Source organism: Pantoea sp. S-LA4, from assembly GCF_054482835.1.
The window spans coordinates 12,524-34,182 of the sequence record NZ_JBTLRC010000002.1 but is presented as its reverse complement, the minus strand read 5'-3'; the positions used below and the strand labels follow the sequence as shown (position 1 = coordinate 34,182).

At 57.6% G+C, this 21,659-nt stretch carries 16 protein-coding genes and 1 riboswitch; of the genes, 11 read left to right on the top strand and 5 right to left on the bottom strand.

Going from position 1 to position 21,659, the window contains the following annotated elements; all coding sequences use genetic code 11:
- Positions 1-11 precede the first annotated feature (11 nt).
- Positions 12-719 (bottom strand): UTRA domain-containing protein, encoded by a 708-nt coding sequence (locus ACX3P5_RS01050; protein WP_458968171.1) that lies wholly within the window; start codon positions 717-719, stop codon positions 12-14.
- 215 nt (positions 720-934) lie between these two features.
- On the opposite strand from ACX3P5_RS01050, the gene ACX3P5_RS01045 reads away from it, so the two are divergent.
- The 6 genes from ACX3P5_RS01045 (at position 935) to ACX3P5_RS01020 (ending at position 7,199) form a co-directional block, all read left to right on the top strand.
- The gene (locus ACX3P5_RS01045) at positions 935-1,996 is read left to right on the top strand and encodes an ABC transporter substrate-binding protein (RefSeq protein WP_233985580.1); all 1,062 of its coding nucleotides are present in this window, start codon (positions 935-937) and stop codon (positions 1,994-1,996) included.
- 20 nt (positions 1,997-2,016) lie between these two features.
- Positions 2,017-2,829, top strand: a complete 813-nt coding sequence (locus ACX3P5_RS01040; RefSeq protein ID WP_233985581.1) for an alkaline phosphatase family protein — start codon at positions 2,017-2,019, stop codon at positions 2,827-2,829.
- On the top strand, positions 2,826-3,671 hold the full coding sequence (locus ACX3P5_RS01035; RefSeq protein ID WP_233985582.1) for an ABC transporter permease: 846 nt from the start codon (positions 2,826-2,828) through the stop codon (positions 3,669-3,671). The genes ACX3P5_RS01040 and ACX3P5_RS01035 overlap by 4 nt, the downstream gene beginning before the upstream one ends.
- An 11-nt stretch (positions 3,672-3,682) precedes the next feature.
- Positions 3,683-4,468, top strand: coding sequence for an ABC transporter permease (locus ACX3P5_RS01030; protein ID WP_233985583.1), 786 nt, complete (start codon positions 3,683-3,685; stop codon positions 4,466-4,468).
- A 2-nt stretch (positions 4,469-4,470) separates the two neighbouring features.
- Positions 4,471-5,463 carry an ABC transporter ATP-binding protein gene (locus ACX3P5_RS01025; protein ID WP_458968170.1) on the top strand — a complete coding sequence of 331 codons (993 nt, stop codon included), beginning with the start codon at positions 4,471-4,473 and terminating at the stop codon, positions 5,461-5,463.
- A gap of 110 nt (positions 5,464-5,573) precedes the next feature.
- Positions 5,574-7,199, top strand: coding sequence for a Na/Pi cotransporter family protein (locus ACX3P5_RS01020; RefSeq protein ID WP_233985585.1), 1,626 nt, complete (start codon positions 5,574-5,576; stop codon positions 7,197-7,199).
- An 82-nt stretch (positions 7,200-7,281) separates the two neighbouring features.
- Here the strand turns inward: ACX3P5_RS01020 and panS are convergent, their stop codons facing one another.
- The 3 genes from panS to lysC form a co-directional block, all read right to left on the bottom strand.
- On the bottom strand, positions 7,282-8,199 hold the full coding sequence (gene panS / locus ACX3P5_RS01015; protein WP_094122128.1) for a ketopantoate/pantoate/pantothenate transporter PanS: 918 nt from the start codon (positions 8,197-8,199) through the stop codon (positions 7,282-7,284).
- A gap of 181 nt (positions 8,200-8,380) precedes the next feature.
- On the bottom strand, positions 8,381-9,073 hold the full coding sequence (gene aqpZ / locus ACX3P5_RS01010; RefSeq protein ID WP_458968169.1) for an aquaporin Z: 693 nt from the start codon (positions 9,071-9,073) through the stop codon (positions 8,381-8,383).
- 221 nt (positions 9,074-9,294) lie between these two features.
- Positions 9,295-10,647 (bottom strand): lysine-sensitive aspartokinase 3, encoded by a 1,353-nt coding sequence (gene lysC / locus ACX3P5_RS01005; protein ID WP_458968168.1) that lies wholly within the window; start codon positions 10,645-10,647, stop codon positions 9,295-9,297.
- Positions 10,648-10,763: 116 nt separating this feature from the next.
- Positions 10,764-10,957: riboswitch (Lysine riboswitch) on the bottom strand.
- 402 nt (positions 10,958-11,359) lie between these two features.
- On the opposite strand from lysC, the gene pgi reads away from it, so the two are divergent.
- The 5 genes from pgi (at position 11,360) to ACX3P5_RS00980 (ending at position 17,493) form a co-directional block, all read left to right on the top strand.
- On the top strand, positions 11,360-13,006 hold the full coding sequence (gene pgi, locus ACX3P5_RS01000; RefSeq protein ID WP_233985588.1) for a glucose-6-phosphate isomerase: 1,647 nt from the start codon (positions 11,360-11,362) through the stop codon (positions 13,004-13,006).
- Between the two features lie 567 nt (positions 13,007-13,573).
- The gene (gene yjbE / locus ACX3P5_RS00995) at positions 13,574-13,822 is read left to right on the top strand and encodes an exopolysaccharide production protein YjbE (RefSeq protein ID WP_233985589.1); all 249 of its coding nucleotides are present in this window, start codon (positions 13,574-13,576) and stop codon (positions 13,820-13,822) included.
- Between the two features lie 193 nt (positions 13,823-14,015).
- Entirely contained in the window at positions 14,016-14,663 is a 648-nt protein-coding gene (locus ACX3P5_RS00990; RefSeq protein WP_458968167.1) for a YjbF family lipoprotein, read from the top strand.
- On the top strand, positions 14,660-15,403 hold the full coding sequence (locus ACX3P5_RS00985) for a capsule biosynthesis GfcC family protein (RefSeq protein WP_233985591.1): 744 nt from the start codon (positions 14,660-14,662) through the stop codon (positions 15,401-15,403). Before ACX3P5_RS00990 ends, ACX3P5_RS00985 begins: the two co-directional genes overlap by 4 nt.
- Positions 15,403-17,493 carry a YjbH domain-containing protein gene (locus tag ACX3P5_RS00980; protein WP_233985592.1) on the top strand — a complete coding sequence of 697 codons (2,091 nt, stop codon included), beginning with the start codon at positions 15,403-15,405 and terminating at the stop codon, positions 17,491-17,493. Before ACX3P5_RS00985 ends, ACX3P5_RS00980 begins: the two co-directional genes overlap by 1 nt.
- 429 nt (positions 17,494-17,922) lie before the next feature.
- Here ACX3P5_RS00980 and metH read toward each other — a convergent pair whose 3' ends face one another.
- The gene (gene metH / locus ACX3P5_RS00975; RefSeq protein ID WP_233988235.1) at positions 17,923-21,606 is read right to left on the bottom strand and encodes a methionine synthase; all 3,684 of its coding nucleotides are present in this window, start codon (positions 21,604-21,606) and stop codon (positions 17,923-17,925) included.
- Positions 21,607-21,659 lie beyond the last annotated feature (53 nt).

Below are 21,659 nucleotides of genomic sequence, written 5' to 3'. Positions count from 1 at the left end.
CAATATGGCGCTTAGGCTTCGACATCAACACACAACGCATCGTAGCGCCAGTATTCGCAATCACAATCAATGACCTGCTTTTGCCGATCGCGGTTAATCCGGGTAATCAGTAAGCCCGGGCTGCCAGCGGCAACGTTCAGCGCGGGCGCGGCGATCTCTGGCAACGGGCCTGGCAGAATGGTAAAGCGCGCGCCACCGTAGCGAATGCCGTAGCGCTGGTCATAGAGATCGGTCAGTGAGCGGGTGAGATCTTCATCAAGCAGGCCGGGAAAAAAACACGGATTAAGATAGTGTTCCACATACAGCACCGCGCGGCCGTCAATGCGCCGAAGCCGGCGAATGCGGTAAACCGGTGTTCCGGCTGGCAACAGCAGTGCTGTCGCTATCGCGCCCTGCACCGCAACCTGTTCAGCCGCAATCACCTCGGTGGTTGCCTGGCGCCCCTGCTCGCTTGCCATGGCATGAAAATGGCTGTGATGCAGCGGATTGTAGATCAGCCTTGGCGGCGCAATAAACCAGCCACGACGCAGCTCACGGTAGATCACGCCCTGCGCCTCCAGCTTGCCTAAGGCTTCACGCAGGGTGATGCGGGTGGTACTGAACGCCTCACTCAGCGCGCGTTCCGCAGGCAGTCGCCCGCCGCTGAACTCACCCGCCTGAATACGGCTGAGTAAGGCGCTGGCGATCACGTCCGCCGTTTTGAGTGCTATCGACTCCACAACAGTAGCCTCATTTTGGTGCGATTCCGCACTGTGACCGTTCAGATGCGCGCCTCAGCCCTTGCCAGAAACTGGCGGAGGATGAGCGCTGGCCTTCCGTCATCCCCGCACAGTATCGCTTTGTCATAAATCGTTCATATACAGGGGCTACATTGGCTCGGTTCTTGCTGGACTAGACCAGTCAGGCCCATCAACTTACACCCGGAGCAACTGAGATGAAAGCGTTTATCGCCTCTGTAGTAGCCAGTGCTGTAGTGCTCGCCCTGCCCGTTGCGCAGGCCGCCGATAACGACCTTGCCGCGCTGGAAAAAGCCGCGCGCAGTGAAGGTCAGATTAACAGCGTCGGCATGCCGGACAGCTGGGCCAACTGGAAAGATACCTGGAACGATATCAGCAGCAAATATGGCCTTAAACACAGCGACACCGATATGTCATCGGCCCAGGAGCTGGCGAAATTTGATGCCGAGAAAGAGAACGCCAGCGCCGATATCGGCGATGTCGGCGCGGCATTTGGCCCGGTAGCGGTGGCGAAAGGCGTCGCTCAGCCTTATAAACCCACGCACTGGGATCAGATCCCCGACTGGGCTAAAGACAAAGAGGGGAACTGGGCGCTGGCCTATACCGGCACCATCGCCTTCCTGATCGACAAGCAGCAGGTGAAAGATATCCCGCACAGCTGGGCCGATCTGAAAAAAGGTAAGTATGTGGTTACTATCGGTGACGTGGGCGTGGCTGCTCAGGCGGCGAATGGCGTACTGGCAGCAAACTACGCTTTAGGCGGCGATGAGAAGAACCTGAAACCGGCGCTGGCCTTCTTCGGCGATCTGGCGAAACAGGGTCGCCTTGGCGTTACCGATCCGGTGATTGCCAACATCGAAAAAGGTGAAGTTCAGATGGCGGTGGTGTGGGACTTTAACGGCCTCAACTATCGCGACCAGATCGACAAAAATCGCTACGAAGTGGTGATCCCGTCAGACGGCTCGGTCACCTCCGGCTATACCACCATCATCAACAAATATGCGAAACACCCGAACGCCGCCAAACTGGCGCGCGAATATATCTTCTCAGACCAGGGTCAGATCAATCTGGCGAAGGGTTACGCCCGTCCGATTCGTGCGGAACATCTGACGCTGCCAGCCGACGTTCAGGCCCGTCTGCTGCCGCAGTCTGAATACAAAAATGCCCGTCCGATTCAGGATCAGGCCGCCTGGGATAAATCCTCGAAAATGCTGCCGCGTCTGTGGCAGGAAAACGTCGTTATCAATATGCAGCAGTAAAGCGCGGCAAGGAGCACGGAATGAAGACTATCCTGGTGGTGCTGGACGGGTTGAGCAATCAGGTGGCGCAGTATGCAATGGGCTATCTGCACGCCGAATGTGCCCAGGGCAACGGTCACTATTATCGTCTGACCTGCGAACTTCCCTCGCTGTCGCGTCCGCTTTATGAGTGCATTCTGACCGGGGTTACGCCGGTCAGAAGCGGCATTATTCATAACGGCGTCAACCGATTAAGCCGCGAGCGCAGCGTATTTCACTATGCGCGAGCTGCCGGGCTGACGACCGCGGCGGCGGCCTACCACTGGGTGAGTGAACTCTATAACCGGACGCCCTTTGTTCCGGCGCGCGATCGTCACACCGACGCGCCGGAACTGCCGATTCAGTACGGACATTTCTACTCTGATGACAGCTATCCCGACTCCCATCTGTTTGAAGATGCCGAAAGCCTGCGGCTGCGCCATGACCCGGACTTCCTGCTGATTCATCCGATGAATATCGATGATGCCGGTCACAAATCGGGACTCTCCTCCGCGCAATACCGCAACCGGGCGCGCATCGCCGACGGTCTGCTGTCGCTCTGGATGCCGGGCTGGCTGTCAGCAGGCTATCAGGTGATTGTGACCGCCGATCATGGCATGAACGACGATCGCTCCCACGGCGGTATCCTGCCGGAAGAGACCCAGGTGCCGCTGTTTGTATTTGGTGCGGCGTTCTCGCAGCAACCTGATCTGCTGCCGCAGCAGACTGACCTGTGTGGCACCCTGTGCGAACTGCTCGGTGTCGCGCACGATAAACCGCTCTGTCGCGGGCTGCTGGCGGAGCGGCGACTATGAAGGGAAGAGGACTAGCCCTGCTACTGCTACTGCCTTTTACCCTGTTCTGGGTCGCCTTTCAGCTGGCACCGCTGTTGTGGATTGCCATCAACAGTTTCTGGAGCGAAATGAACACCCGCTGGGGCTGGGATAACTATCACGATATTCTGACGTCACCCTTCTATCTGCAGGCATTTCGCTTTTCGCTGGATATCTCTTTCTGGTCAAGCGTCTATGGCTTGCTGATTGCGCTGCTGACCGGCTATTCGCTGCATCAGCTCGGCGGCGGTCGGCTACAGCGCTTCCTGATCTCGTTTACCAATATGACCAGCAACTTTGCCGGCGTGCCGCTGGCGTTCGCCTTTGTGATCCTGCTGGGGCTGAACGGTTTTCTGACCCTGCTGCTGCGCCACTATGGCGTCATTGATGCGTTCAGGCTGTTTTCGCGCAACGGCATGGTGCTGGTTTACACCTGGTTCCAGATCCCGCTGGGCGTGCTGCTGCTCTATCCGGCGTTTGATGGGCTGAAACGCGAGTGGCAGGAGTCCGCCGCCCTGCTGGGCGCCAGCCGCTGGCGCTACTGGTGGCACATCGGCCTGCCGATTCTGTTCCCGGCGCTGCTGGGAACCTTTGTCATTCTGCTGGCGAATGCGCTGGGGGCCTACGCCACCATTTATGCTCTCACCACCGGTAACTTTAACGTGGTGCCGGTGCGTATCGCTGCGCTGGTGTCAGGGGATATCTCGCTCGATCCCAACACCGGCAGCGCACTGGCGATGCTGCTGGTGGCCATTATGGCGCTGATCACGCTGGTACAGCAGTATCTGGTGCGCCGTAGCTACCTCAATGCGAAACAGCCATGAAAGGAGCCGTCATGTCCCGCGCCGAACATCTCTATCATCGGGTGATGGTCTGGTTACTGTTTATCGTGCTGGCCCTGCCCCTGCTGGCAACGCTGCTCTATGCGCTGTCGTCTGACTGGAGTAATACCCTTCTGCCACAGGGTTACACGCTGAAATGGTTCGTCCAGCTGTGGAGCGATAGCCGGTTTCTGACGGCCCTGGGTCATTCCCTGCTGATCTGCTTTGGCGCCCTGCTGTTCTCGCTAGTGCTGGTGCTGCCTGCCATGTTTGTAATCGCTTACTACTATCCCCGGCTGGATGCGGTGATGAACATTCTGATCCTGATGCCGTTCGCTGTTCCGCCGGTAGTCTCCTCGGTGGGATTGCTGCAGCTTTACTCTTCGTCTCCGCTGATGCTGACCGGCACGCCGTGGATCCTGATTGGCTGTTATTTCACTATCGCTCTGCCGTTTATTTACCGTGCGCTGGCCAACAATATGCAGGCGATCAACCTGAAAGAGCTGATAGATGCCGCCCAGTTGCTGGGTGCCAGTACCTGGCAGGCGGCGCTGTGGGTGGTGCTGCCGAATCTGCGCAAAGGAATGCTGATTGCCGTCCTGCTCTCTTTCTCGTTCCTGATCGGCGAGTTTGTCTTCGCTAACCTGCTGGTCGGTAACCGCTATGAAACCCTGCAGGTTTATCTGTTCAATATGCGTAACGGCAGCGGTCACTTCACCAGCGCGCTGGTGATCTCCTACTTCTTTGTGGTGCTGCTGGTCACCTGGCTGGCCAACGCCCTGAACCCTGAACGAGGCTGAGAATGAGCTACCTTGAGGTCAGACAGCTGAATAAGCGCTATGGATCGACGACGATATTCGAACAGATCGATTTCAGTGCCGACGAAGGGGAATTTGTCACCCTGCTCGGTCCCAGCGGCTGCGGCAAATCGACGCTGCTGCGCTGTCTGGCTGGTTTAACCGGGGTCGACAGCGGCGAGATCGTTATCGCGGGCAAAGATATCGTGCCGCTGGCTCCGCAGAAGCGCGCCATCGGCATGGTGTTTCAGAGCTATGCGCTGTTTCCCAACATGACGGTGGAGAAGAACGTCGCATTTGGCCTGAAGATGCAGAAGCTGCCCGAGGCACAAATCCGCCAGCGGGTGCAGGAGGTACTGGAGCTGGTCGAACTGACCGATTATGCGCGTCGCTATCCACATCAGCTGTCGGGTGGGCAGTGTCAGCGTGTGGCGCTGGCACGTTCGCTGGTGACCCGTCCGCGCCTGCTGCTGCTGGATGAGCCGCTGTCAGCGCTGGATGCGCGCATCCGCCGTCACCTGCGCGATCAGATCCGGCGTATCCAGCGCGAGCTGAATCTCACCACCCTGTTCGTCACCCACGATCAGGAGGAAGCGCTGACCTTATCGGACCGCATTGTGCTGATGAACCGCGGCAAAATTGTGCAGAATGGCGATGCCGAAGCGCTCTATACCCAGCCGGTCGATCTGTTTGCCGCGGGTTTTATTGGCAACTACAACCTGCTGAGCGCCGAACAGGCGACGCAGTTAACCGGCCAGCCGTTCCACAGCCAGGTGGCTATTCGTCCCGAGTCGATGCAGTTCGTCGCGCCAGGGCTCGGCATTCCGGCTGAAATCCTCAGCCACAGCCTGCTCGGCAACGTGATTCGCTATCGTATCCGGGCGCAGGGCGTTGAACTCGCTGTCGATGTGCTGAACCGATCTGCCGCCGATTTACACCCCGACGGTCAGCAGATTGGTCTACAGTTAGAGATGTCGACTTTGCGCCAGGTGGCTTAAAACACAGGAAAAAATCACGCAAAGCACGGCAATCCCCTTCACAGATTGCACTCTCCGTCAGGCTGGCAGTCTGTGCTGCTTAAAGCCTGATGGTCGAGGAGCATCGCGACGTGTTAACCCTGCTTAATTTACTCTCTGCGGTAGCCCTGCTGGTGTGGGGAACCCATATTGTGCGTACCGGCATTATGCGGGTCTACGGTGCCGATCTGCGTCGGGTACTGAGCCGCAGCGTGGAGAAAAAACCGATGGCGTTTCTGGCCGGCATCGGCGTCACCACGCTGGTACAGAGCAGTAACGCCACCACGCTGCTGGTGACCTCCTTTGTGGCGCAGAATCTGGTCAGCCTGACGCCGGCGCTGGTGGTGATTCTCGGCGCGGATGTCGGCACCGCCATCATGGCACGTATCCTCACCTTTGATCTCTCCTGGCTGTCGCCGCTGTTCATCTTCTTTGGCGTGGTCTTTTTCCTCAGCCGCAAGCAGACGCGGGCCGGTCAGCTTGGCCGGGCCAGTATCGGCCTGGGGCTGATCCTGCTGGCGCTGCAGCTGATTGTCGAAGCCGCCCGGCCGATTACTCAGGCCTCCGGCGTACAGGTGCTCTTCTCCAGCCTGACCGGCGATATCATGCTGGATGCGCTGATCGGCGCAGTCTTTGCCATTATCAGCTACTCCAGCCTGGCGGCCGTGCTGATTACCGCCACGCTCACCGCCACCGGCGTGATCTCGTTTAAAGTGGCGCTCTGTCTGGTGATAGGGGCCAATCTCGGTAGTGGCTTACTGGCGATGATCAACGCCAGCGGCTCTAACGCGGCGGGCAAGCGTGTGGCCCTTGGCAGTTTGCTGTTTAAGCTGATTGGCTGCGCGCTGATCCTGCCGTTCGTTAATCTGGTGGCGGACTGGCTGGATAAGCTGCCGGTCAATGACGAAGAGCTGGTGATCTTCTTCCACGTGTTTTACAACCTGATCCGCTGTGTGGCGATGGTGCCCTTTGCCGACCTGATGGCGCGCCTGTGCCGCCGGCTTATTTCTGACGACGTTGAAAACGATCTGCACCTGAAGCCGAAACATCTCGACCGCAGCGCACTCGATACCCCGGCGCTGGCGCTGGTCAACGCTGCCCGGGAGGCGTTGCGTATGGGTGATGTGCTGGAACAGATGCTGGAAGCCTTTAATAAAGTGGTGCACGGTGAGCCACGCGAAGAGCGCACGGTGCGGCGGCTGGATGATGATGTCGATGTGCTCTACACCGCCATTAAACTCTACCTGGCGCGGATGCCGAAAGAGGATCTGCCAGCGGAAGATTCGCGCCGCTGGGGCGAAATCATTGAGATGTCGCTGAATCTGGAGCAGGCGGGTGACATCATTGAGCGGATGAGCGGCGACGTGGCCGACAAATCGCTGGCAGCGGGTCGCGCTTTCTCCGCCGAAGGGCTGAAAGAGCTGGAGACATTACAGGAGCTGCTGATCGCCAATCTGCGTATGAGCCTGTCGGTGTTTCTGTCGCATGACGTCACCAGCGCCAAACGCCTGCGCCGCGCTAAGCATCGCTTCCGCCTGATGATTCGTCGCTATTCTCATGCCCACGTTGACCGTCTGCATCAGCAGAACGTGCAGAGCATTGAGACCAGTTCTTTGCATCTGGGCTTACTCGGCGATATGAAACGCCTGAATTCGCTGTTTTGCAGCGTCGCCTATACCGTGCTGGAGCAGCCGGACGATGAGCGCGATTACGAGTAATGGAGGGTTCAGGCGACGGGTTGCGCCGGGAGATGAGCTTCCCGGCGCGGCATGATGCCAGCGCTGACCTGCGGCGCCTGACTTATTTCTTCTTGATCGGCTTACCTGACCAGTAACCAGCCAGCAACGAGCCGGAGAGGTTATGCCAGACCGAGAAGAGTGCGCCAGGCAGCGCCGCCAGCGGCGAAAAGTAGAGTTTACCCAGCGTGGCGGCCAGGCCGGAGTTTTGCATTCCCACTTCCAGCGCCAGCGTGCGGCAGGTTGACTCATCAAAGCCAAACAGCTTGCCGCCCCAGTAGCCGCCAAGCAGGCCAATGGCGTTGTGCAGGATCACCGCCGCGATCACCATTAATCCGACCGATCCGATAAAGCCCTGACTGCCCGCTACCACCGCGCTGATGATCAACAGAATGCAGACCATGGAGAACGCCGGTAGCCAGGGTTCGACCCGGCGCACCACGCTGTTCATGCTGTGGTGAATGATCAGGCCGAGGCTGATTGGGATCACCACGATCTTCACGATACTCAGCAGCATCCCCACCACATCCACCTGAATATGGGTATCCACATAGAAACGGGTTAACAGCGGCGTGGCGAACACCCCGACCAGCGCGGAAACTGAGGAGATGGTGACCGACAACGCGACGTCGCCCTTCGCCAGATAGATCATCACGTTACTGGCAGTGCCGCTGGCAACGCTGCCCACCAGAATCATACCGGCAGCCAGATCGGGCGGCATATGAAACAGTTTCGCTAATCCCCATGCGGCCAGAGGCATCACCAGATAGTGCAGGAAGGTACCGGCAATCACCGGCGCAGGCCGGGTCAGCACCCGTTTGAAATCGTCGATATTTAATGTGACACCCATGCCGAACATGATCAGCATCAGCAGGTAAGTGACCCACGGACCGATACCAAGAAACGTCGCGGGAGAGAAATAGGCGGCGACAGATAACAGCACGGCCCACAGCGGGAACAGGCGGGTGACGGTGGCGAGCATAGCCAGACTTCCTTATAAGAATGTTATGTTTTGCAGGTTTGCCATAGAGTTACGCCAGGCAGGAACGACTGCACAAGCGAAGGCGGGATCATAACATTTCGTTATCACGGCGTAAGGCGCAGATGGGGTCAGAGAGGAAAATGCGGATCGACTGCTGCCGATCCGCCGATAATTAAAGAAATTACGCTGCTTTTTCGTCTAAAACGCGGTAGATCACACCACCAATCACGGCACCAATAATCGGCATCAGCCAGAACATCCACAGCTGAGATAGCGCCCAGTCGCCCTGGAACAGCGCGACGGCGGTACTGCGCGCCGGGTTGACGGAGGTATTGGTCACCGGAATGCTGATCAGATGGATCAGGGTCAGCGCCAGGCCGATGGCGATCGGGGCAAATCCTTTAGGCGCACGCTGGCTGGTCGCACCCATAATGACAATCAGGAAGACCGCCGTCAGGACGCCTTCAGTGATCATGCCCGCCATCAGGCTGAAGCCACCGGGTGAGTGCTCACCGTAGCCATTCGCCGCAAATCCGCTGGCGGCGGCGTTAAAGTCGCCTTTGCCGCTGGCGATCAGATAGAGCACGGCGCCTGCCGCAATGCCGCCCACCAGCTGGGCGATGATGTAAGGGATGACCTGTGACGCCGGAAACCGTCCGCCGGCCAGCAGGCCCAGCGTCACCGCCGGATTAAAATGGCCACCGGAAATATGTCCAACCGCGTAGGCCATTACCAGTACGCTTAGCCCGAACGCCAGCGCCACGCCCATAAAACCAATACCAAGGCCGGGGAAGGCGGCTGCCAGTACCGCACTCCCACAACCGCCCAGTACCAGCACGAAGGTGCCCAGCGCCTCTGCCACTAACCTTTTCATGTTATTTCCTAAAAATGGGTGAATTGATTCAGCGGCGGGATTATAAATCTGCAAAACAGCAGCGCAACGGAAGTACACAAAATGCGCAGAGAAAGGTAGCTTCATTTGGCAATGAAACAGCTCAGGGCATTGTATTTTATAGGATAAAAACAGGCGGCTTATCGCGGGGGAAGAGGCAGCTTTGCCGATCGCACCAGGGCGACCGGCAAACCGGTCTGCGGTTATTCGAACAGATTGTGATGCAGGGTACGGACCACGCTTTCCGCGTCGGTGCCAGGCACCAGGAAGCAAAGGTTGTAGCTGCTGGCGCCGTAGCAGATCATCCGCAGGTTAAACGGCTCAAGCACGCCAAATACCTCTTTACCGACGCCACAGGCTTTCGACAACTGGTTGCCGATAATGGCCACCAGTGCCAGATCCTCTTCGACTTCAACCCGACACAGCGACGAGAGCTCAGTCAGCAGCGCCTGAGTCAGCAGGCTGTCGCCGGTTGAGGTGGAACCGGTGGTATCGAGCGTCAGCGCCACGCTGACTTCAGAGGTAGTGATCAGGTCAACAGAGACGTTATGACGCGCCAGAATATTGAAAAGTTCGGCAAGGAAACCAAACGTATGCAGCATGTTAAGGCTGTGCAGCGTCAACAGCGTCTGCTTGCGGCGTAACGCCAGTGCGCGAAACAGCGGAGGATTGCGGGTTTCGTTGCAGACGCGAGTCCCGCCTGCTTCGGGATCTTTGCTGGAGCCGACAAACACCGGAATATCACAACGCACCGCCGGCAGCAGCGTAGCCGGATGCAGCACCTTGGCACCAAATGTCGCCATTTCAGCGGCTTCTTCGAAGGTAATTTCATCAATGCGCTTGGCGGTCGGTACCACGCGTGGATCGGTGGTATAGATGCCTGGCACGTCGGTCCAGATATCCACCCGCGTCGCCTTCAGCGCTTCACCCAGCAGCGCCGCCGTGTAATCACTGCCGCCACGCCCTAAGGTGGTGGTGCGGCCTTTGCTTTCGCTGCCGATAAAGCCCTGAGTGATCACCAGCGCCTGTTCCACGCGCGGCTGCAACTGGGCAAGCGCCAGCTCCGCCAGCAGCGTCACATCCGGCTCTGCCCGGCCAAAACGGTCATCGGTACGCAGCACTTTACGCACGTCAAACCATTCGGCATTGACCTGGCGTTCACGCAGAATTTCGACAAACAGCAGCGACGACATCAGCTCGCCGTGGCTGACCAGCTCATCAGTCAGCGCATGGGAGGTCGCCAGCGAGGCGGCTTCCGACAGCATGGCGATGTTGTCGATCATCCGATCGATTTCATCACGGATTACATCGGGGCGCTGCAGGCGATCGATAATGGCATACTGGATACGGCGGATATCATCCAGCAGGACGGCACGCTGTGGCAGCGGCTGACCTTCTGCCAGCGCCACCAGCAGGTTGGTAATGCCTGCCGAAGCGGAGAGCACCACCAGACGGGTACCGGCATCTTTCAGCACCACGTCGGCGCTGCGGTTCATCGCATCAAAATCGGCAACGCTGGTGCCGCCAAATTTTGCCACAATCAGTGTTTGAGACATGTATGACCTCGTGTCAGGTTATCTTGTTCTCGCCGGCGATAATGCGGTCGGGAAACATTTTTTCAGCCAGGCACAAGGAAAGAGCAGAAACGGGCAGACCAGATCGGGTAGACGAGTCACCCAGAAGCGCCCCACCTTGCGAAACGTCCGACTGTGGACGTTTCTGGTGACAACCCAGAGGATTCAGCCCCTGTAGCCGACAGGCAACACACCGCGTGTTAACCCACCTCGGCGTCGCTCCCCATCATGTGTTTTCACCGGATACGGTTCCTCCAACACACTGCCTGGGCGACGCGCCTCTTCTGGCTTGCGCACGGGTGCGCAAGTAGCCGCATACATTTATCGGTTTCTGGCCCTGCTGTCAATCTCAGCGGCCGTCAGATTTTTGCTTTGCGGCGCACCGTAAAACAAATTTACCCGCCGCGCAGCGACTAGAGTGCTAAAAGGCTTCAGCCAGTGCAACAATCACTGATACGGCACAAGGATTTATTGCCGCCTTCACGCCACACTTTTGCGGCATGAAATAACAGGCGATTCGCACCAGCCAATGCTGGCGTGCCGCGCAGACGCGCCATCGCCCAGGTCCGGCTCATCCGGCGGCGGGTGACAAAATTTTTCCTTTCAGTAGCAACTGTGGTCATACTGAAACGCTAACCGGGTACGATGTGCCCCCGATGGAATGACGGTTCTTAATATCAACAAGAGTGTTGCCATGAAAAATATCAATCCGACACAAACCGCAGCCTGGAAAGCGCTGCAACAGCATTTTGAGCAGATGAAATCGGTGGAAATTGCCGACCTGTTTGCCCAGGATGCCGATCGTTTTGCCAAATTCTCTGCCACCTTTGATGATCAGATGCTGGTGGATTTCTCCAAAAACCGCATCACTCAGGAAACCCTCGACAAATTACAGGCGCTGGCCAAAGAAACCGATTTAAGCGGCGCGATTAAGTCTATGTTCTCGGGTGAGAAAATTAACCGCACCGAAGAACGTGCGGTGCTGCACGTTGCGTTGCGCAACCGCAGCAACACGCCGATTCTGGTCGATGGCAAGGATGTGATGCCTGAGGTCAATGCGGTGCTGGATAAGATGAAGGGCTTCTCAGAGCGCATCATCAGCGGCGAATGGAAAGGCTATACCGGTAAAGCGATCACCGACGTGGTGAACATCGGCATCGGCGGTTCTGACCTGGGTCCTTTCATGGTGACGGAAGCGCTGCGTCCTTACAAAAACCACCTGAACATGCACTTTGTTTCCAACGTTGACGGCACCCATATCGCCGAAACGCTGAAAGACCTCAGCCCGGAAACGACGCTGTTCCTGGTGGCGTCAAAAACCTTTACCACTCAGGAAACTATGACCAATGCGCACAGCGCGCGTGACTGGTTCCTGAAAACGGCCGGTGACCAGCAGCATGTGGCGAAGCACTTTGCGGCGCTCTCAACCAATGCCAAAGCGGTCGGCGAATTTGGTATCGACACCAACAATATGTTCGAATTCTGGGACTGGGTTGGCGGACGTTACTCACTCTGGTCAGCGATTGGCCTGTCGATCATTCTCTCTATCGGTTTCGATAACTTCGAACAGCTGTTGAGTGGCGCGCATGCGATGGACCAGCATTTTGCCACCACGCCAGCCGAACAGAACCTGCCGGTGCTGCTGGCGCTGATTGGCATCTGGTACAACAATTTCTTCGGCGCAGAAACCGAAGCGATTCTGCCGTATGACCAGTACATGCACCGCTTTGCCGCCTATTTCCAGCAGGGAAATATGGAGTCGAACGGCAAGTATGTCGATCGCGATGGCAATCCGGTGGATTACCAGACTGGCCCGATTATCTGGGGCGAACCGGGCACCAATGGCCAGCACGCGTTTTATCAGCTGATCCATCAGGGTACCAAGCTGGTGCCGTGTGACTTTATCGCACCGGCGATCACCCACAATGCGCTGGCGGATCACCATCCAAAACTGCTGTCTAACTTCTTTGCTCAGACCGAAGCGCTGGCGTTCGGCAAGTCACGCGAAGTGGTAGAGAAAGAGTTTACCGATGCGGGTAAATCGGCCGAGTCGGTGGCGCATATCGTCCCGTTCAAGGTCTTCGAAGGTAACCGTCCGACCAACTCCATCCTGCTGCGTGAAATCACGCCTTACAGCCTCGGCGCGCTGATTGCGCTGTACGAGCACAAAATCTTCACGCAGGGCGCGATCCTGAATATCTTCACTTTCGATCAGTGGGGCGTGGAATTAGGTAAGCAACTGGCAAACCGTATTCTGCCGGAGCTGGAAAATGACGAGAAAATTACCAGTCATGATAGCTCCACCAATGCCTTAATTAACCGCTATAAATCCTGGCGTTAATCTGTGGTATTTGCTCCGGGCGGCATCAGTGCCGCCCTTTTTTTGCCGATTTTTTGCCCGCCCAGGCTAATTTCCCGCTTATTATTACCCCGCTTCGGTTGGATAATTCTTAAAATGACCTAAGATAATTCTGAACATAACCTGGCCAGCATCGCCGGAATCCAGTTTAAACTGGACCTGAAACGCGAACCAACTAATAGTTACCTGTTGATTTTTAATAAGTTTAAAATTTAGCAATCCTGAGTAAATTCTGATTATTCTTATTCCGTACCAAATATAACTAAAAAAGAACAATCCGCTTTGCATCTATTTTATCCCTGGTGAAATATCCGGTATTAACCCGAAATCTTCCGATATAAAAAGGTGTTAAATTCAAACTGGCTTATTATCCCGCCATTTTTTCCTGCCCGTTCCCCTGCTTTTTCCCCTACTGAACTCTGGTATTTTGTTGCCCTATACTGAACGCGCCCGCAATGGGACTGCCTGTGGCGTTTGCCGCGTTCTGCTCTGCGCGGCGAGTGTTGCGGGTCAGAAATCCTTCATTCACTCAATGCAGGAAACGTTGTTATGAAAAAAACCATGGTTGCCGGTGCAGCCCTGATTTTCGTTGCTGTCTCTTCCAGTGCTTTCGCAGCGCCGGAAGAAGCGGGTGCCGCAGCTGGCGCGCAGGCGGGAGCTATCTCCGCTGGCACGTCAACCGCTGTCGGTATCGGCGCACTTGGCGCGTTAGTCGGGCTCGGCATTGCTGCTTCTGGCGGCGGTGACGGTGCAAATACCGGTACAACAACCACGACCACGACGAGTACCACTCGTTGATGGATACCCAATGCGTTCGGGGACCAGACAGAGGCTGAGCGGCCACGGCGGAACCACTGACCTCGGTGAGTGATCGGCTAAGCCATGCAGCACGCTGCGCTGGAACGCGAACTCTGCGGGTATAGGACCTTTAAACATAACCACACGCCTGTGTGGTTATTTTTACTTTGGCATGACTTATCAGGGACACACAGTGCGCCAACTTCCTCTGCTGCTCGCTTGCCTGCTGCTGCAGGCCTGCACACAAACGCAAAAAGGCCTTGAACAGACCCTCATGCTGGCCGTTAACGGGCCGGATGACGTCACCGTTACCGACCAGCAGGTCGATGCCCTGCCCTATGCCAGCCTCTATGCCCGCCTCAATGACGGCCCGCGAATCTTCGTGGTGCTTGGCTACAACGAAGCAGGCCAGCAGAAATGGGTGACGCAGGATCAGGCGATGCTGGTGACACAGCACGGCCGGCTGGTTAAAACCCTGGGGCTGCCTGATAACCTGCTTAGCGTTACTAATCTGCAGCAGGATCCGCTGGCGGACAGCCTGCACCTCCGCAACGGTGCCAGCTGGACCCGCATTGTGCAGTGGACCGAACAGGGCAATGTCCGCGGCGGGACGATTCGCTCCACCTTCCAGCGCGGCACCGATGAAGTGCTGACCGTCGCGGGCAACCGCATCGCCTGCCGCGTCTGGCATGAGCAGGTGAGCCTCGACAGTAGCAACCGCGAGTGGGAAAACACCTTCTGGATCGACAACAGCAGCGGCGATGTGGTGCAGGCCCGTCAGATGCTGGCGGCTGATGCCTTCCCCGTAGAGACCACCATTCTGAAGCCGGCGAAATCATGAAAAAAATTACACTCCTGCTGGCCGGATTGAGTCTGTTCAGCACTTCAGGCGCGCAGGCCGCTGCGCAGGTCACGGTCCATGCACCGCACAACGGCGCGCAGGCAGAGCTCAGCCAGGTCGCCGATCTGGCGCAGCTGGTCAGCCAGCCCGCACTTCAGCAATCGATCGACTGGCGCAGCAGCGTCATTGCGGAACGCGGCGCCAGCGCCGTCGCGCAGCAGCAGTATCAGCAGACGCTGGGCCAGTTACGCGCCTGGCGAGCCGACAGCAGTGGCGATCGTGCCGCCGCGATTGATGAAGTGATCCACCAGCTCAGTACGATAAAGGTCACCGGCCGTCAGTTCACCCCGCTCGACCCAGACTGGGTGCGTCTGCATCCGGCCGACAATCGCCGTCTTGAAGGCAGCTACGACCTCTATCTGCAAACCCGATCGGATTCCGTGTTACTGCTGGGTGCCATCGCCGGCGCGGGTAAGGTGAGCTGGCAACCGGGCCGGTCGGTACGCGACTATCTGGCCGATCACGCACGCCTGTCTGGCGCGGAACGAAATTTTGTCACGGTTATCGCGCCTTCAGGTGCGACGCAGCAGGTGCCGGTTGCTTACTGGAACCACCGTCACGCCGAAGTAGAGCCTGGCAGCATTATCTGGCTTGGCTTCTCATCGTGGAGCCTGCCCGGCGACTATGACGATCTGAATAACCGCATCCTTTCCGTTCTGACTCACCGGATACCAGACTGATGAAAAAACGTTATCTCTTCAGCCTGTTGGCTGTTTCTGTGGCGACAGCCTGTCAGGCGCAGGCGGAAACCTGGCCCGCGCCGGTGGGACCTTCACAATCTGATTTCGGTGGCGTTGGCCTGATGCAGGTGCCGACGGCACGCATGGCCAGAGAGGGCGAGTTCAGCCTGAACGCGCGCGACAACGATCAGTACCGCTATTACTCCGCGTCGCTGCAGTTGTTCCCGTGGCTGGAAACCACCGTGCGCTACACCGACGTGCGCACCCGCCGGTACAGCGCCGTGTCAGACTTCAGTGGCAACCAGAGCTACAAAGATAAAGCCTTCGATCTGAAGCTGCGTCTGTGGCAGGAAGGTTTCTGGCTGCCGGAAGTGGCGCTGGGTACCCGCGATCTTGGCGGTACCGGCCTGTTCGACAGTGAATATCTGGTCGCCAGCAAAGCCTGGGGTCCATTTGATTTTACGCTCGGCCTCGGCTGGGGTTATCTCGGCAACAGCGGCACGGTTAAGAACCCGTTCTGCTCCTACAGCGACAGCTACTGTCAGCGTCCGCGGGTCGGCGAAGCCGGATCGATCAATGGCTCGCAGATGTTCCATGGCCCGACGGCCTTCTTTGGCGGCGTCGAGTATCAGACGCCGTGGCAGCCGCTGCGGCTGAAGATGGAGTATGAAGGCAACGATTATCAGGATGATTTCGCCGGCCGGCTGACGCAGAACAGCAAGGTTAACGTCGGGGCAATCTATCGCGTCACCGACTGGGCCGATATCAATGCCAGCTACGAGCGCGGCAACACCTTTATGTTTGGCGTGACCATCCGCACCAACTTTAACGATCTGCGCCAGGCGCATATCGACAGCGAGAAACCGGCCTATAACCCGCAGCCTCAGCCGAAGCTGCTGGAGCCAACCGTGGTCGGTAATCAGCTGACGGAGCTGAAGTACAATGCGGGACTCGACGGTCCACGTATTCAGACCAAAGGCCACACGCTGTATGTTTCCGGCGAGCAGACCAAATATCGTGATACGCAGGAAGGGGTCGATCGCGCTAACCGCATCGTCATGAATCACCTGCCAGCGGACATTGATACCATCAGCGTCACCGAGTCCCGTTTCAATATGCCGCAGGTCACCACCGTGACGCCGGTTGCCAGCCTGCATAATACGCTGGCCGGTTATCCGCTGGGCCATGAACAGCCGCTGCAGCAGACGCGTGAAAATCCGGTCGATCCCGGCCAGACCGAACAGGGGATGTTTATTCGTAAAGATCGCCTGAACTACAGTCTGTCGCCGGTGCTCAATCAGTCGGTAGGCGGCCCGGAAAGCTTCTACATGTATCAGGTTGGCGTAATGGCTAACGCTGATTACTGGCTGACCGATCACCTGCTGGTGGGCGGTAGCCTGTTCGGTAACCTCGCCAACAACTATGACAAGTTCAACTACAACGGCGCACCGGCGGATTCCAGCCTGCCACGCGTGCGGACCCATATCCGCGACTACGTTGAGAACAACGTCTACGTCAACGACCTGCAGGCCAACTATATGGGCCACCTCGGTAATGGCTTCTATGGTCAGCTGTATGGCGGTTATCTTGAGACCATGTATGGCGGCGTGGGCGGCGAGCTGCTCTATCGTCCGGTTGATGCTAACTGGGCGGTGGGCGTTGATGCCAACTATGTCCGGCAGCGTGACTGGGACAACATGATGGAGTTTACCCGTTACAAAGCCTCAACCGGCAACCTGACCGCTTACTGGCGTCCGTGGTTCATGCAGGATGTGCTGGTGAAAACCAGCGTCGGTCAGTATCTGGCGAAAGATAAGGGTGTCACGGTAGACGTGTCGAAACGCTTCGACAGCGGTGTGATGGTGGGCGTCTATGCCACCAAAACTAACGTGTCGTCTGAAGAGTATGGCGAAGGTGACTTTACCAAAGGGTTCTACATCTCCATCCCGATGGATCTGTTCACCGTGACCCCAACTCGCGGTCGTGCGCAGGTTAACTGGGTGCCATTGACGCGTGATGGTGGTCAGATGCTGGGCCGTAAGTACCAGCTGTATGATTTAACCTCCGATCGCGACGCGCGTTTCAATTAAGCAGGACGCGGCACCAGGCCTGATGCGCGTCAGTTGAGCGACAGGTGATAATGCAGTCTGGTGCCGTTCAGGGGCTGGCCTGCTCTGAAGCCTGAGTGCGTGTTGTTAAAAAGGGCACGATGGTAGAGGCCTGAGCGCCGCTGAAAGGGCTATCCGCAGCGCTGAGGCGTGACGTTGAGCCAGAACGCCACGCCGGGAAGCGTGGAGAGTTCGGGGCCGGCCTGGGAAGGCCGATCCCCGAACGGTTCGTCGGCACGACGTCAAAGCCGAAGGCACCGCGCAGCGGCGCGAGGATGGCCCGGCAGCAGCGGAGCTCAGGCCCGCACTGCGGCACGCCTGCCCAGAAAAAAGCCGCCACGTCTGACCGTGACAGCCTTTGCAAATTTAACCTTAACTGACGAGCATCAGGCCCTCAGCCCGCTTTTTTATTTAGTCCGCGTCGTAGCCGAGATTCGGTGCCAGCCAGCGCTCGACCTCGGTCACCGACATCCCTTTGCGCGCCGCATAATCCTCTACCTGGTCGCGCTGAATCTGTGCCACAGCGAAGTAGCGGCTATCAGGATGGCTGAAATACCAGCCGGAGACCGCTGCGCCTGGCCACATGGCAAAGGATTCGGTCAGCTGCATACCGGTCTGCTTTTCCACATCCAGCAGACTCCAGATCGCCGCTTTCTCGGTGTGCTCCGGACAGGCGGGATAGCCAGGTGCCGGACGTATGCCCTGATAATTTTCGCGAATCAACTCTTCGTTACTGAGGTTTTCGTTGGGCGCGAAGCCCCAGATCACTTTACGCACCCGCTCATGCAGATATTCCGCAAAGGCTTCGGCCAGCCGGTCAGCCAGCGCTTTCACCATGATCTTGTTGTAGTCGTCATGCTGACGATCGTACGCCTCTGCCAGCGCATCCTCTTCCAGCCCGCCGGTTACCGCGAAGGCACCGAGATAATCCGCTTTGCCGCTCGATTTAGGTGCGACAAAGTCCGCCAGACAGTAGTTGGCGAAGTCGCTTTTTTCGGTCTGCTGACGTAAGTGATGACTCACTACTCGTACCTCGCTGCGGCGCTCATCGCGATAGATCTCGATGTCATCGCCGACCCGGTTAGCCGGGAAAATACCGACCACACCGCGCGGTTTCAGCAGTGCCTGCTGGCTTAGCTGATCCAGCATCGCATTCGCATCGGCGAACAGACGCTGCGCCTCTTCTCCCACCACGTCATCCTCAAGGATGCGCGGATATTTACCGGCCAGCGACCAGGTCATAAAGAACGGCGTCCAGTCAATGTAGTTGCGCAGCGTTTCAATGCTGGCTTCGACCGGGCTGACGCCGGGACGATGCGGCACCGGCGGCGTATAGCTCTGCCAGTCAATCGAGGTGGCGTTGTCGCGGGCCGCCTGCAATGACACCGGCGGCGTACGCGGTTTTTTACGCGCGTGCTGAATACGCACGGTTTCGTACTCTTTGCGGGTCCGCGCCACAAAATCGTCTCTCAGCGTAGCGGAGAGCAGCGAGGACACCACGCCGACGGTGCGCGAGGCGTTCTGTACGTAAACCGTCGGACCGCTGTAGTTCTGCTCAATCTTCACCGCGGTATGCGCTTTGGAGGTGGTTGCGCCACCAATCAGCAGCGGTAAGGTGAAGCCCTGCCGCTCCATCTCCTTTGCCATATTGACCATCTCATCCAGCGATGGGGTAATCAGGCCGGACAGACCAATGATGTCGGCATTCACTTCACGCGCCGTTTTCAGGATCTTCTCGCCCGGCACCATCACGCCGAGGTCAATAATTTCGTAGTTGTTGCATTGCAGCACCACGCCAACGATATTCTTTCCGATGTCATGCACGTCGCCTTTCACCGTAGCCAGCACGATTTTACCGTTGCTGCGTCCCGCCTCTTTACTGGCTTCGATAAACGGCTCCAGGTAGGCCACCGCCTGCTTCATTACGCGCGCCGATTTCACCACCTGCGGCAGGAACATCTTGCCTTCGCCAAACAGATCGCCGACCACGTTCATGCCGGACATCAGCGGGCCTTCAATCACCTCGATCGGACGTGGCACCTGCTGACGCGCCTCTTCGGTATCCTGCTCAATAAATTCGGTAATGCCTTTGACCAGCGAATATTCCAGCCGCTTCACCACGTCCCAGCTGCGCCACTCCGCCAGCTGTTTCTCCTGGGAGCCGTCACTTTTGCCGCCGCGGTATTTTTCCGCCAGATCCAGTAACCGCTCGGTGCCGTCATCGCGCCGGTTAAGGATCACATCCTCTACCGCGTCGCGCAGTTCCGCCGGCAGATCGTCATAAATCGCCAGCTGACCGGCGTTGACGATACCCATATCCATGCCTTTCCGGATGGCGTAGTAGAGGAATACCGCGTGTATCGCTTCGCGCACCGGATCGTTGCCGCGGAACGAAAACGACACGTTGGAGACGCCGCCAGAAATCATCGCGTGCGGCAGTTCGCGCTTGATATCTTCACAAGCACCGATGAAATCCATCGCGTAGTTGTTGTGCTCATCAATGCCGGTCGCCACCGCAAAGATGTTGGGATCGAAGATGATATCTTCCGGCGGGAAACCGACCTGCTCGGTCAGGATGCGGTAGGCGCGGCGACAAATTTCAATTTTACGGGCGCGGGTATCCGCCTGGCCCACTTCATCAAATGCCATCACCACCATCGCCGCGCCGTAGCGGCGGACCTGACGCGCATGATGAATAAAAGCCGCTTCTCCCTCTTTCATCGAGATAGAGTTAACGATGCCTTTACCCTGAATGCACTGCAGCCCTTTCTCAATCACCTCCCATTTTGAGGAGTCGATCATAATGGGGACGCGGGCAATATCTGGCTCACCGGCAATCAGATTGAGGAAGCGCACCATCGCCGCTTCGGCGTCGAGCATCCCCTCATCCATATTGATGTCGATGATCTGCGCACCGCTTTCAACCTGCTGCAGCGCCACTTCCAGCGCTTCGTTATATTTCTCTTCTTTAATCAGCCGTTTGAATTTTGCTGAACCGGTGACGTTGGTCCGTTCGCCGACGTTAACAAACAGCGATTCGGCGGTGATGTTGAGCGGCTCAAGGCCGGCCAGGCGACAGGCAACCGGAATGTCCGGCAGCTTGCGCGGGGCAACGCCCTCCACGGCCGCCACCATGGCGGCGATGTGCTGCGGTGTGGTCCCGCAACAGCCGCCGATAATATTCAGGAAGCCCGAGGTTGCCCATTCACCAATCTGCTGCGCCATCAGCGCCGCGTCGAGATCGTATTCGCCAAAGGCATTAGGTAAACCGGCGTTCGGGTGCGCCGTGACGTAGCCCTCGGCGATGCGCGACAGCTCCGCCACATACTGACGCAGCTCATCCGGTCCCAGCGCACAGTTCAGGCCAAAGGAGAGCGGCTCAGCGTGACGCAAGGAGTTGTAAAAGGCTTCGGTGGTCTGGCCGGAGAGCGTTCGCCCGGAGGCATCGGTGATGGTGCCAGAGATCATCAGCGGCAGCGTCACGCCGAGCGCTTCCATCTCGGTCTGCACCGCATAGATGGCCGCTTTGGCGTTCAGCGTATCAAAGACCGTTTCAATCATGATGATGTCGGAACCGCCCTCCACCAGCGCGCGGGTCGATTCGCGGTAGGCCTCCACCAGTTGATTAAAAGTGACGTTGCGGTAGGCAGGATCGTTAACATCGGGCGAGATCGAGCAGGTACGGTTTGTTGGTCCGAGCACACCTGCGACATAGCGCGGGCGATCCGGCGTTTTTGCCGTCCATTCATCGGCACAGGCACGCGCCAGACGGGCTGCTTCGTAGTTGATCTCTGCCGATAACGCTTCCATCTGATAATCCGCCATTGCGATGGCGGTGGCGTTAAAGGTATTGGTTTCGAGAATATCGGCACCGGCAGCCAGATAGGCGTCGTGGATCTCGCGGATCACCGCCGGTTTACTCAATACCAGCAGATCGTTGTTGCCTTTAAGATCGCAGGGCCAGTCGGCAAAACGGCTGCCGCGAAAATCCTGTTCATCCAGCTTATAGCTCTGGATCATGGTGCCCATACCGCCGTCCAACACCATAATGCGTTGTGCGAGTTGCTGATGTAGTGCGTCGATTTTATTGCTCACTGTTGGCCCATCCGCGTCAATCTGCTGGCTGAAATAGCTGTTCCTCATTCTGT

Excerpts from the sequence above, each read along its gene's own strand:
- ACX3P5_RS01045 (WP_233985580.1), top strand. The coding sequence starts at position 935 with ATGAAAGCGTTTATCGCCTCTGTAGTAGCCAGTGCTGTAGTGCTCGCC.
- ACX3P5_RS01040 (WP_233985581.1), top strand. The coding sequence starts at position 2,017 with ATGAAGACTATCCTGGTGGTGCTGGACGGGTTGAGCAATCAGGTGGCG.
- ACX3P5_RS01035 (WP_233985582.1), top strand. The coding sequence starts at position 2,826 with ATGAAGGGAAGAGGACTAGCCCTGCTACTGCTACTGCCTTTTACCCTG.
- ACX3P5_RS01030 (WP_233985583.1), top strand. The coding sequence starts at position 3,683 with ATGTCCCGCGCCGAACATCTCTATCATCGGGTGATGGTCTGGTTACTG.
- ACX3P5_RS01025 (WP_458968170.1), top strand. The coding sequence starts at position 4,471 with ATGAGCTACCTTGAGGTCAGACAGCTGAATAAGCGCTATGGATCGACG.
- panS (WP_094122128.1), bottom strand. The coding sequence starts at position 8,199 with ATGCTCGCCACCGTCACCCGCCTGTTCCCGCTGTGGGCCGTGCTGTTA.
- aqpZ (WP_458968169.1), bottom strand. The coding sequence starts at position 9,073 with ATGAAAAGGTTAGTGGCAGAGGCGCTGGGCACCTTCGTGCTGGTACTG.
- lysC (WP_458968168.1), bottom strand. The coding sequence starts at position 10,647 with ATGTCTCAAACACTGATTGTGGCAAAATTTGGCGGCACCAGCGTTGCC.
- pgi (WP_233985588.1), top strand. The coding sequence starts at position 11,360 with ATGAAAAATATCAATCCGACACAAACCGCAGCCTGGAAAGCGCTGCAA.
- yjbE (WP_233985589.1), top strand. The coding sequence starts at position 13,574 with ATGAAAAAAACCATGGTTGCCGGTGCAGCCCTGATTTTCGTTGCTGTC.
- ACX3P5_RS00985 (WP_233985591.1), top strand. The coding sequence starts at position 14,660 with ATGAAAAAAATTACACTCCTGCTGGCCGGATTGAGTCTGTTCAGCACT.
- ACX3P5_RS00980 (WP_233985592.1), top strand. The coding sequence starts at position 15,403 with ATGAAAAAACGTTATCTCTTCAGCCTGTTGGCTGTTTCTGTGGCGACA.